The organism is Jiangella asiatica, from assembly GCF_004349065.1.
Lineage (GTDB): Bacteria > Actinomycetota > Actinomycetes > Jiangellales > Jiangellaceae > Jiangella > Jiangella asiatica.
The window spans coordinates 42,590-54,344 of sequence record NZ_SMKZ01000048.1 but is presented as its reverse complement, the minus strand read 5'-3'; the positions used below and the strand labels follow the sequence as shown (position 1 = coordinate 54,344).

Here is an 11,755-nt window from a genome sequence, read left to right as displayed (position 1 = left end):
GGCGAGGAGGTGGCGTGCTCCATGTCCTCGCGCGCCCCTTCGGTGGCCACCGGCAGCGCGAGCTGAGCCTCGTCGAACCGGCGCTTGATGCGCTCGCGCAGCTCCCGGGCGACCCGCCACTGCTCCAGCGGCTTGGTCTTGACGACGAGCCGGATGAGGACGTGGTCGGCCTGGAGGTCCTCGACACCCCAGACCTCGGGGCGCTCGAGGATGATGTCGTCCCACGCGTCCTCGGCGGCCAGCTCCTGTGCGATCTCTTCCAGCAGCCGCCGCGCCCGGGTGACGTCGGCCTCGTTGCTCACCTGGACGTCGAGGACGGCCCGTGCCCAGCCGTAGGAGGAGTTGCCCAGCCGCATGACCTCGCCGTTGCGGACGTACCAGACGGTGCCGTCGACGTCGCGCAGGCGGGTGATGCGCAGGCTGACCGACTCGACGGTGCCCACGGCGTGCCCCATGTCGACGACGTCGCCGACGCCGTACTGATCCTCCAGCAGCATGGCCGTTCCGGCCAGGAAGTCCTTGACCAGGTTCTGCGCGCCGAAGCCGAGCGCGACGCCGACCACCCCGGCCGAAGCCAGCACCGGGCCGATGGAGTAGCCGAGCATCTCCAGCCCCATCACGATGGTAATGGCGCCGATGACCACGGTGGAGATGCTGCGCAGCACCGACCCGAGGGTCTCCGCGCGCAGAGCCCGCCGCTGCGAGTACGCGCCGGTGCCACCGAACACGATGCGGGCGGCCCGTGCCGACCCGAGCACCTCCTTCGGCGGCGCCTTCTCCACCGTCCGCCGCACCATCCGGTCGATGATCTTGTGCAGCAGGTAACGGACGACGACGGCGATGAGGACCAGCCCGGCCAGCCGGAGGGGCACGTCGAGCAGGACGTCGGCCCACCACTCACCGGAGAACCGGTCGCCGTCGGTGGCGTCGGCAGCGGGGATCGCCGCCACCGGCACGATCGCGGCGGCGATCACGGCAGCAGGGATCATCCGGCCTCCCGGTCCGGCTGGACACCCGCGCCGCCGCTTGGCGCGCCGCTCAGGCCCAGCTGGGCGGCGAGAAAGCCGAGCTGGTCGGCGCTGAGGTCGACCGTGCGCGAGACGGCCCGGGCGCCGTGCCCGACGTTGCCTTCCGCGCGCAGCAGGATCGGCCGCTCAGCGGGGTCGCCCGCCGTCGCTGCCTGCAGCGCGGCGGCCATCTTGCGGGCGTGCATCGTGTCGACACGGGTGTCGCCGTCGAACACGGTGAACAGCACCGACGGGTACACAGTGCCCTCGTGAACGTGGTGGTAGGGCGAGTAGCCGAGCAGCCAGCCCAGCTCCTCGGGGTCGGCGGTGGTGCCGTACTCGTCGTTCCACGTCGCGCCGAGCCCGAACTTCTCGTACCTCACCATGTCCAGCAGCGGCGCGGAGCAGACGACAGCCCGGTACAGCTCCGGGCGCTGGGTCAGCGCGGCACCGACCAGCAGGCCGCCATTGGAACCGCCGCTGATGGCCAGCTGCTCCGGTGTCGTCCACCCCTGCGCGACCAGGTACTCGGCCGCGGCGTGGAAGTCGTCGAAGACGTTCTGCTTGTTGGCGCGCATGCCGGCGCGGTGCCACTCCTCGCCCTCCTCGGAGCCGCCGCGCAGGTTGGCGACCGCCCAGACGCCGCCGGCCTCGACCCAGGCGAGGATGCTAGCCGAGTATGCCGGGGTCAGCGCGATGTTGAAGCCGCCGTAGCCGTATAGGACGGCGGGCCGCACCGGCCGCCCCCCGCCCTCGTCCTGGCTCGAAGCCGGCGACACGATGACCATGCGGACCTCGGTGCCGTCCTTGGAGCGGTAGGTGACCTGCTGTGAGGTGACGGCACGGAGCTCGATCTCGCCCGGCGCGTCCGCCCAGGTGGTGACGGCGCGAGTACGGGCGTCGTAGTGCAGCACCCGGGCGGGGACGGTGTGGTCGGTGTAGCCGAACCACGCCTCGTGACCCCCCTCGGGACGCTCGGACAGGCCGCCCGCGCTGCCGATGCCGGGCAGCTCGAGCGTGTGCAGCGGCCGGCCGGTGCCGAGGTCGTGTGCGGTGACCTCGGTGACGGCGTGCCGGGTGCGCGCGACGAGCAGCACGGGCTGGTCGAGCTCGTCGCCGTCGAGCAGGGCGAAGTCCTCGAGCACCGCGTCCGGGTCTTCCGGCAGCAGGTCGCGCCAGTGCTCCGGCTCGGGCGTGGTGGGGTCGGTGACGGCGAGCCGGCCGCGCGGCGCGTCGAGGTCGGTCCAGACGTAGAGGCGCCCGTCGCGACCCACGTGCAGGCCGGACTTGGCGTCGGTGCCGACGATGACCGGCCGCAGGCGGGGTGCCGCCGGGTCGGCGTCGTCACCGGCGAGGTCGGCGATCCAGACGTCGTTGCGCGGCGCGGTGCCCTGAGCGGCGCTGACGACCAGCCACCGGCCGTCGCGGCTGACCGAGACGCCGTAGTAGTTGGTCTTCTCCATGCCGTCGCCGAAGATCTCGACGTCGCTGGCGGTGTCGGTGCCGAGCCGGTGCAGGTAGATACGGCGGTGGAACTGGTCCTCGCCCGCCGGGACGGCGTCGGCGGGCAGCCGGCGCACGTAGTAGAACGCCTCGCCGCCGGGCAGCCACGCGACCGGGGAGTAGCGGGCACGGTCGATCGGCCCGTCCACGACCTCGCCGGAATCGACCTCGAGCACCCGCAGCACCGACTCCTCGGTGCCGCCCTCGGACATCTGGTAGGCCAGTAGGTGGCCCTCCTTGGATGGCTGCCAGGTGTCGAGCGTGGTGGCGCCGGTGGGGTCGAGGGCGACGGGGTCGACGAGCACGCGCTCGACGTCGTCGGCGCCCGTCGTGAGCAGCACCGCGTGCTCCTGGTCGGGAGCCCGGCGGGTGTGGAACCGCCGCTCGCCGCGCCAGACCGGCGTGCCGACGGAGCCGGCCCGCAGCAGCTCGCCCAGCCGGAAGCGGAACCGCTCGCGCAGGCCCCAGCGGGCGCGGTGCTCGTCGAGCAGGACCGACTGTGCCTTGGACCACGCCTGTGTGGACGGGTCCGCCTCGTCCTCCAACGTGCGGAACGGGTCGGGCACCGTGATGCCGTGCAGGACGTCGGAGTCGTCGCCGCGCGGCGCGGTCGGATAGATCGAGATGTCGGAAGCCACGTACCCGACCTTAATCGGACGCGCCGACAGGCTCGCGCCACATGGGGACGAGGCTCGGACCCCCGGGCAGGGCGATCTCACCGGTCACGCGGAACCCGTACCGCTCGTAGATGGGGACGTTGCCCGGCGCCGAGGACTCCAGATATGCCGGCAGCCCGGCCGCGTCGACCCGCGCCAGGCCGTCGCGCAGCAGCGCACCGCCGATGCCTCGGCCCTGCTCGGCAGCCCCGAGCGTCTGCAGGTACCAGTGCGGCGGAGTCTTCGGGTGAGCCTGCTCGACGATGCGGAACAGGCGGGCCGCGGTGAGCATGCGCGACCCGAACGTCCGGACCACCTTCGGGCTGTGTCGTAGCAGCGCCAGCGGGCTCGGCCGGTGACCTGGCGGCGCCCACAACGCGGCACCGGTGACCCGTCCGTCGTCGACGGCCACCCACGCCGGGCTCAGCGCGGCCTCGAATGCGAACAGGGTGGCGACCCGGCGGCGGTAGCCGTCGGCCGGGACGATGAAGCGCATCAGCGGGTCGGCATCGAAGGCGGTGGCGAGGACGTCGGCGACGGCGTGGAGGTCGGAGGCGTGTGCCTCGCGCACCACGGGTGTCCGGTTCAGCATCCCCTGATCATGCGTCATCCGGTGGCTCCGTGCGTACCGGTGCCGGCTGTTCGCGCCGTGGCCTCGAAATGATCACGTTCAGCAGGATCCCCCGAGCCTCACCATGGTTGCGAGCATGGTGCGACACGAGATCTCGTGCTGAACGTGATCATTCGAGGCCAGGCGCACCCACGGAAGCAGCGGAAGAGCCCTATCGTTCGGTGCATGCCTGTCACGGATTGGGAGGTGGCCATCGCGGCGGCGGAGGCAGGCGCGGCTGTGGTGCTCCGGCGGTACGGCCAGCCGCTGGCCCGGCTGGAGAAGTCTCCGACGGACTTCGCCACCGCCGCCGACGTCGAGTCGGAGCAGGCGGTGATCGACGTACTTGGGGCAGCACGCCCGGGCGATGCCGTCGTCGGGGAGGAGAGCGGGCGAACCGGTGATCCGCACGCCGAGCGCACCTGGCTGGTCGACCCGCTCTGCGGCACGCTGAACTACGCCGCTCGAACCACCCTGGTGGCGGTCAACGTCGCACTCCGGCTGGGCGCTGACGTCGACGTGGGGGTGTCGGCCGACCCCTTCGCCGGAGAGGTCTTCTGGGCCGACGGCGGTCGCGCGTAGGTCCGGCGGGACGGCGCGGACACGAGGCTGACGCCGTCGGCGGACTCACGGCTGGTGGACGTCAACCTCGACCCGCCGTTTCCCAACAGCCCCGCGTTCCGGGCCGTGCGCCTGCTGGCGGAGGCGGAGTTCACCGACCGGTTCCGGCCGCGGGTCGTGTCCACCAGCCTGGCGGTCGCGTGGGTCGCCGCCGGCCGTCGGGCCGCCTACGTCACCGATGGGGACCTGCGTGACAGCGTGCACTTCGCCAGTGGGATCGCGGTGTGCCAGGCCGCGGGATGCGTGGTCACGGGTCTGCGAGGACAGCCGCTGCACTCCGGCGTCGGCGGGCTCGTCGTGGCGGCGGACCAGGCGACACACGCGGCAGTGTTGGCCGTCGTCGACCGGCAGTTCACCGCCGCTTCGCCGGCGAGGAATGCGGTCGCGCCCCGCGACTCGAGCGGTTAGCCTCGCGCGCATTGAGAGGGAGGCGTGGGCATGGAGATCGCAGGGGTGCGGACCGACCGTCTGGGCCTGTTGCTCGACCAGCACGACAAAGCCAGGGACATGGCCGAGGTGCGGCTGCTGGGGCTCGGCGACGAGGAGTACCTGTGGGAGCCCGTGCCGGGCTGCTGGTCGATCCGGCGCCGCGACGAGGCTGCGACGCCGAGGGCGTTCGGGCCGGGCGAATGGGTACTCGACCTCGGCGTCCCGGACATCCCGGCGAGCGAGTACGCCGAGATCGCCCGGCAGGCCGCCAGCGGCATGACGGTCGACAAGATCGCCGACGACTGGAGCGTGAGCGTCGAGAGGGTCGAGGAGGTTCTCGCCCACACCGGTCCGCCGGAGCCGGACGAGGCGCCGATCACCACCATCGCGTGGCGGCTGGGGCACCTGCATTTCGGTTTCGCGGGCCAATGGGAGTGGACCTTCGGTGCGCGGCGGCAGGAGCCGAAGCTGCTGGTCGACTTCACCCCCTCCGCCGCCGAGGCGGTCGAGCGGTTCTGGGCGGTGATGGACCGCTGGCGCGACAGCGTCGCCGCCATGACCGAGGAGCAGCTCGACACGGTCGGCTTCTCGCAGTACCCGTACGGCTCCGACCCCGACGAGCCGTTCATCTCCGTGCTGTGGGGTGCGAACCTCGAGTTCATCCACCACATGGCCGAGATCGCGCTGCTCCGTGACCTCTGGCGGGCCCGCTTCACGGCTCCCAAGTAGGCGCCGGCTCTACCCACGATCGAGCCCTGGCAGAAAGTTGAGCAGCCGACTTGACAGTGGTCGAACACACGTTCGACGATGGGTGGGTGACGAGTCGGGGGCTTGAGCAGGCCGAGGCGGCGCTGGCGAGTGCGGGGCTCGCGGAGCCGGTCGAGCACGTGTCGGTCCTGCCCGCCCTGCGCAAGCTTCTCACCGGGCTGCGCCGTGGTCAGGTGGTCTCGGTGAGCGGCACTGGCATGCTGCCGCTGGCGTTGCTGGCGGGTGCGTCGGCGGCCGGTGCGTGGTGCGCGGTGGTCGGCATGCCCGAGTTCGGGGTGCTGGCCGCGGCGGACATGGGTGCCGACCTGGATCGTGTGGTGCTGGTGGTCGACCCGGGGGAGCAGTGGGCCGAGGTCGTCGCCGTGTTGCTGACCGCGGCCGAGGTCGTCCTGGTGCGGCCGCCGGTCCAGGTGACGGGGCAGTTGGCGCGTCGGCTGGTCGCGCTGGCCCGCCGGCACGGCTCGGCGCTGGTCGTGCTGGGCGAGTGGGAGGGCGCGCAGACCCGGCTGCGGGTGGCGTCGTCGTTGTGGGTCGGCGTCGAGCACGGCGGCGGGTACCTGCGCGGCCAGCGGGTGAGGGTCGAGGCGTCCGGACGGGGTGCCAGCGCCCGGCCCCGGTCGGTGTGGCTGTGGCTTCCGGGGCCGGACGGCTCGGTGTCGGGTGCGGACCTGGCGGCACTGGAGGTGGCCGGATGAGCGACGGTCCCAGGCGCCGGGTGCTGGTGGTCTGGTGCCCGGACTGGCCGGTGGTGGCGGCGATGAACGAAGAGGGCATCGGCACCGGCACACCGGCCGCGGTGCTGGCCCACAACACCGTCGTCGCCTGCAACGAGGCCGCTCGCGACGAGGGCGTGCGTCGGGCGATGCGGCGCCGCGACGCCCAGTCCCGCTGTCCCGAGCTGATGCTCGTCGACGACAACCCCGACCGCGACGCGCGCGCGTTCGAGCCGGTGCTGGTGGCGGTCGAGGAGCTGCGGCCGGGTGTCGCGCCGCTGCGGCCGGGGCTGCTGGCCGTCCGCGCGCCGGGCCGCTTCTACGGCGGTGAGCTCGCCGCCGGCGCGGTGATCGCCGAGCGCCTGGTCGGGCTGGGCGTGTGGGACTGCCGGATCGGCGTCGCCGACGACCTGTTCACCGCCGAGCAGGCGGCCCGCCGGGCCGAACCACAAGACACCTTCGTGGTCGAGACGGGCGGGTCGGCGCCGTTCCTGCGGGAGCTGCCGGTCGGGGTCATCGACGACGCCGATGTGGCCGGCCTGCTGCGGCGGCTGGGGCTGAGCACCCTCGGCGACTTCGCGCGGCTGTCCGCCCGCGACGTCCAGGCCCGGTTCGGCAGCTACGGCGCGAAGGTCCACCGCCTCGCCCGCGGCAACGACGAGTCGCTGCTGGGCGCGCGGACCCCGCCGCCCGAACTGGCCTGCCAGGTGCGGTTCGAGCCGCCGCTGACCACTGTCGAGGCGGTGTGTTTCAGCGTGCGTCAGACCTCCGAACGGTTCGTCACCCAGCTGGCCGACCGCGGCCTGGTCTGCACCGAAGTGCGGGTCGAGGCCGAGTGCGACCACGCGGTGGCCTCGGTGCGTAGCTGGGCGCATTCGCGTTGGTTCGGCAGTGCCGACCTGGTCGACCGGGTGCACTGGCAGCTGCGCGGGCAGCTGCGGGGCCGGTCGGAGGGCATGGGGGTGACGGCGCCGGTCGAGCTGGTGCGGTTCGTCCCCGAGACGGTCGAGCCCACCGGCGCCCACGCCGCCGGCCTGTGGGGTGGTGGCACCGATGAACGCGTCGAACGGGCGGTGGCCCGGGTGCAGGGCATGCTCGGCCACCAGGCGGTCACGGTCCCGACGGTGCAGGGCGGCCGGGCGCCGGCCGATCGGCAGGCCCTCGTCCCGTGGGGTGAGCGCTGCGCCGGGCTGCGTCCGGTGGAGCTGCCGTGGCCGGGGAGCCTGCCGCCGCCGGCCCCGGCCCTGATCTTCGCCGAGCCGCGGCCGGTCACCGTCGTCGACGCCAACGGCCGGACGGTGTGGGTCACCGCCCGCGGCGCGGTGAGTGCGGCGCCGGCCCGGTTCCGGCGCCGGCCGGGTGGGGCCGGTTCGCGGGAGGACGGCGAGGACTGGCAGCCGATCACGGCGTGGGCGGGTCCGTGGCCGGTGGAGGAGCTGTGGTGGGAGGAGCCGGCGTGCTGGGTGGCGAGGTTCCAGATCGTCGGTGCTGACGGGCGCGCCTGGCTGATGCGATCCGCGGACGACGGCTGGTGGATCGAGGCCGGCTATGACTAGCGCCGGATCGGGCTGGGGGTGAGCGATGGGGTGGAACAACCCGCCGATACCGTGGAGTGAGCTTGAGAGCCGGTTGTCCGACCGGTCGACGGTGCCACCGGAGGAAGGGCCGGTCTCACGCCGCAAGAAGGCCCTCCGGCAGAAGGCGGAGGTGCGCCGCCCGGACGGCCCGATCACGCCGTACGCCGAGCTGCACTCCCACAGCAACTTCAGCTTCCTCGACGGCGCCAGCGGCCCGGACCGGCTGGTGGAACGCGCCATCGAGCTGGGCCTGCACGGGCTGGCGCTGACCGATCACGACGGCTTCTACGGCGCACCGCTGTTCGCCGAGACCGCGCAGAAGTACGCCGCGGAGAACCTTCGGACCATCTACGGCGCCGAGCTGTCGCTGGGCTTGGACGCGTCGCAGAACGGCGTGCCCGACCCGCTCGGGAGGCACCTGCTGGTACTGGCCCGCGGCGTCGAGGGCTACCACCGGCTGGCCGCGGCCATCACCGACGCCCACCTGCGCGGCGACGAGAAGGGCAAGCCGGTCTATCACCTCGACGAGCTGGCCGAGCGCGGGCGCGGGCACTGGATGGTGCTCACCGGGTGCCGGAAGGGGCCGGTCCGGGCCGCGCTGGCCAACGCCGGCCACGAGGCCGCGGCGGCGGAGCTTGATCGGCTGGTCGCGATGTTCGGGCGTGAGCACGTGGTGGCCGAGCTGATCGACCACGGCCACCCCGTCGACGACGACGTCAACCGCGTGCTGGCCGGGCTGGCGGCCGACCGAGGCCTCCCGGTGGTGGCCACCAACAACGTCCACTACGCCGATCCGGACGAGTACCGGCTGGCCACCGCGATGGCGGCTATCCGAGCCCGGCGCAGCCTGGCGGAGATGAACGGCTGGCTGCCCGCGTGGTCCGCGGCCTGCCTGCGCACGGGTGAGGAGATGACAGCCCGGTTCGCCGGCTATCCCGGCGCGGTGGCCCGGACGGTGGAGCTGGCCGACGAGCTTGCCTTCGACCTGCACAAGGCCAGTCCGCGGCTGCCGAAGCACCACATCCCGAAGGGCCACACGGCCATGAGCTGGCTACGGGTCCTGGTGGAGAAGGGCTTCGAGGAGTACTACCGCGGCCTGCCGCACGAGAAGGAGGCCCGGGAGCGCGTCGAGCACGAGCTGCGGGTCATCGACGAGAAGGACTTCGCCGGCTACTTCGTCATCGTCCACGACATCGTCGCCTACGCCCGGGACGAGGGCATCCTTTGTCAGGGACGCGGGTCGGCGGCCAGCTCGGCGGTCTGCTACGCCCTCGGCGTCACCGTGATCGACTCGGTCTTCTACGGCCTGCCGTTCGAGCGGTTCATCTCGGCCAACCGCGACGAGGAGCCCGACATCGACGTCGACTTCGACTCCGACCGGCGCGAAGACGTCATCCAGTGGGTGTACGACCGATATGGCCGGCACAACGCCGCCCAGGTGGCCAACGTCATCAGCTACCGCCCCAAGATGGCCATCCGCGACGCCGCGAAGGCGCTGGGCTTCTCGCCGGGGCAACAAGACGCCTGGTCCAAGCAGATCGACAGCTGGGCGGCGCTGGCCCAGGACGACGCCGCCGATCACGAGATCCCCGTTCCGGTGGTCGACCTCGCCAACCAGCTGATGCGGTCGCCGCGCCACCTGGGAATCCACTCCGGTGGCATGATCCTCACCGAGCGGCCGATCGGCGAGGTGTGCCCCATCGAGCGGGCCCGTATGGACAAGCGCACCGTGCTGCAGTGGGACAAGGACGCCTGCGAGTCGATGGGCCTGGTCAAGTTCGACCTGCTCGGCCTGGGCATGCTGAGCGCGCTCAACCACGTCATCACCATCGTGGCCGAGCACCTCGGCGAGGCGTGGACGCTGCAGGGCATCCCCAAGGAGGAGCCGGCCGTCTACGACATGCTCTGCCGTGCGGACTCCATCGGGGTGTTCCAGGTCGAGAGCCGCGCCCAGATCGGCACCCTGCCCCGGCTGCGGCCGCGCAAGTTCTACGACCTGGCCATCGAGATCGCGCTCATCCGCCCCGGCCCGATCCAGGGCGGCGCGGTCCACCCCTACATCCGCCGCGCCACCGGCAAGGAGGAGGTCACCTACCCGCACCCCGACCTGGAGCCGGTGCTGTTGCGCACCCTGGGTGTGCCGCTGTTCCAGGAGCAGCTGATGCAGATGGCCATCGCGGTCGGCGACTGCACCCCCGACGACGCCGACCTGCTGCGCCGCGCCATGGGTTCCAAGCGCGGCATCGAACGCATTGAGAGCATCAAGGACAAGCTCTACACCGGCATGACCAAGCGCGGCATCACCGGTGCCGACGCCGACCAGCTCTACAAGAAGATCCTGTCCTTCGCCAACTTCGGGTTCGCCGAGAGCCACGCACTCAGCTTCGCCAAGCTCGTCTACGTCAGCTCCTGGTTCAAGCTGCACTATCCGGGCGCGTTCCTCGCCGCGCTGCTGCGTGCCCAGCCGATGGGGTTCTACTCCGCGCAGTCCCTGGTCGGCGACGCCCGCCGGCACGGGGTGCGCATCCTCCGTCCCGACATCGTGGTCTCCGGCGCGGTGGCCGACCTCGAGCTGGACGGCGTGCCCGGCCCGACCGGGCAGGCCGGCTGCCTGGAGCCGGCCCACGAGCCGACCGCGTGGGTCGACGGCACCCCCGACCCCACGCCGGAGCACCGGCGAGACACCGGCTACGCGGTCCGGCTGGGCCTGGACGCCGTCCGCGGCATCGGCTCCGACGTCGCCGCCAGGATCGTCGCCGCGCGCACGGAGCGGCCGTTCGCCGGCATGACCGACCTGTCCCGCCGCGCCGGGCTGGACACCCGCCAGATGGAGGCGCTGGCCACCGCGGGAGCGTTCGAGGGCTTCGGCTTCACTCGCCGGGAGGCGTTGTGGAACGCCGGCTACACCGAAACCGCCGACCAGCTCGAGGCCGTCTCGGCGGCACCGGCACCGCCGCCGCTGCCCGGCATGAGCGACGTCGAGCTGACCTTGGCCGACCTGTGGGCCACCTCGATCTCGCCGTCGGACCACCCGCTGACGCACCTGCGGTCGTTCCTGCGCCGCGAGGGCATCCTCGCCATCGACGCCCTCGCCACCGCCGAGCCCGGTCGCCGGCTCACCGTCGCCGGCCTGGTCACGCACCGGCAGCGCCCCGGCACCGCCGGCGGCGTCACGTTCCTCAACCTCGAGGACGAGACCGGGATGCTCAACGTCGTCTGCGGCTCCGGGCTCTGGCATCGGCACCGCCGGGTCGCCCGCAACGCCTCGTGCATGATCATCCGGGGCGTCCTCGAGCGCCAGGACGGCGTGACCAACCTCGTCGCCGACAAGCTGGCGTCCCTGGACGAGCTCCATCCCGAGGCCGCCCGCGCGCTGCATGCCCGGCACCGTTCCCGCGACTTCCACTGACTCCGCCCCCCCGCGGCGCCGAGCGTGGTGACGTCCTCGGTCACGACAACCCGGCGTTCAGCGACCGCAGCTTCGAGTACGCGGGTGTCGTCAGCGCCCCGGAGGTGGGGCGATGTGCCATCAGCGCCACGGTGTCGATGCCGTCCGCAGTCAGGTTCTCCGCGAGCCAGGCCGGGTAGTGCTCGTCCAGGAGGAACTGGATCATCGTCCGGTCAGAGGGCATCCAGCGTCCGTCGTCGTTCCCACATCGCGAGCGCCTCGTCCTGGGCGGCGTGCTCGCGTGAGATCAGTTCGTCGATCTCATCGCGGTAGTCGGCCCAGTACGCCAGCGCGGTTTCGACGTCGGTCACTGTCATGCCGAGCGCGTCCGCGACCGCCGCGGCGGAGCGCTCAAGCAACCGGTGCCCGAACGTGTGCTCGGCATGACCGGGCACAACTGGCAACGCTCTCTGGCGTACCGTC

At 72.3% G+C, this 11,755-nt stretch carries 9 protein-coding genes and 1 pseudogene; 5 read left to right on the top strand and 5 right to left on the bottom strand.

Annotated elements, in window-relative coordinates:
• The 3 genes from E1269_RS25170 to E1269_RS25160 form a co-directional block, all read right to left on the bottom strand.
• Positions 1–989, bottom strand: a 989-nt coding sequence (locus E1269_RS25170; RefSeq protein ID WP_131899743.1) for a mechanosensitive ion channel family protein, incomplete at its 3' end; no start/stop codon positions are given.
• The gene (locus E1269_RS25165; RefSeq protein WP_203434053.1) at positions 986–3,148 is read right to left on the bottom strand and encodes a prolyl oligopeptidase family serine peptidase; all 2,163 of its coding nucleotides are present in this window, start codon (positions 3,146–3,148) and stop codon (positions 986–988) included. The genes E1269_RS25170 and E1269_RS25165, both read right to left, overlap by 4 nt.
• A gap of 10 nt (positions 3,149–3,158) precedes the next feature.
• The gene (locus tag E1269_RS25160) at positions 3,159–3,776 is read right to left on the bottom strand and encodes a GNAT family N-acetyltransferase (protein ID WP_203434052.1); all 618 of its coding nucleotides are present in this window, start codon (positions 3,774–3,776) and stop codon (positions 3,159–3,161) included.
• Between the two features lie 186 nt (positions 3,777–3,962).
• Between E1269_RS25160 and E1269_RS34375 the strand changes: the two are divergent.
• The 5 genes and pseudogenes from E1269_RS34375 (at position 3,963) to E1269_RS25135 (ending at position 11,293) form a co-directional block, all read left to right on the top strand.
• Positions 3,963–4,805, top strand: a pseudogene (locus E1269_RS34375) (inositol monophosphatase family protein).
• Between the two features lie 30 nt (positions 4,806–4,835).
• Positions 4,836–5,555, top strand: a complete 720-nt coding sequence (locus E1269_RS25150; RefSeq protein WP_131899741.1) for a DinB family protein — start codon at positions 4,836–4,838, stop codon at positions 5,553–5,555.
• 86 nt (positions 5,556–5,641) lie between these two features.
• Positions 5,642–6,289, top strand: coding sequence for a hypothetical protein (locus E1269_RS25145; protein WP_239001020.1), 648 nt, complete (start codon positions 5,642–5,644; stop codon positions 6,287–6,289).
• Positions 6,286–7,863, top strand: coding sequence for a DNA polymerase Y family protein (locus E1269_RS25140; RefSeq protein ID WP_131899739.1), 1,578 nt, complete (start codon positions 6,286–6,288; stop codon positions 7,861–7,863). Before E1269_RS25145 ends, E1269_RS25140 begins: the two co-directional genes overlap by 4 nt.
• A 25-nt stretch (positions 7,864–7,888) precedes the next feature.
• Positions 7,889–11,293 (top strand): error-prone DNA polymerase, encoded by a 3,405-nt coding sequence (locus tag E1269_RS25135; protein ID WP_131899737.1) that lies wholly within the window; start codon positions 7,889–7,891, stop codon positions 11,291–11,293.
• Positions 11,294–11,333: 40 nt separating this feature from the next.
• Here E1269_RS25135 and E1269_RS25130 read toward each other — a convergent pair whose 3' ends face one another.
• Both E1269_RS25130 and E1269_RS25125 read right to left on the bottom strand, forming a co-directional pair.
• Complete coding sequence (locus E1269_RS25130; RefSeq protein WP_131899735.1) at positions 11,334–11,516, bottom strand: hypothetical protein; 183 nt, start codon at positions 11,514–11,516, stop codon at positions 11,334–11,336.
• Positions 11,506–11,727 carry a hypothetical protein gene (locus tag E1269_RS25125; protein ID WP_131899733.1) on the bottom strand — a complete coding sequence of 74 codons (222 nt, stop codon included), beginning with the start codon at positions 11,725–11,727 and terminating at the stop codon, positions 11,506–11,508. The genes E1269_RS25130 and E1269_RS25125 overlap by 11 nt, the downstream gene beginning before the upstream one ends.
• Positions 11,728–11,755 lie beyond the last annotated feature (28 nt).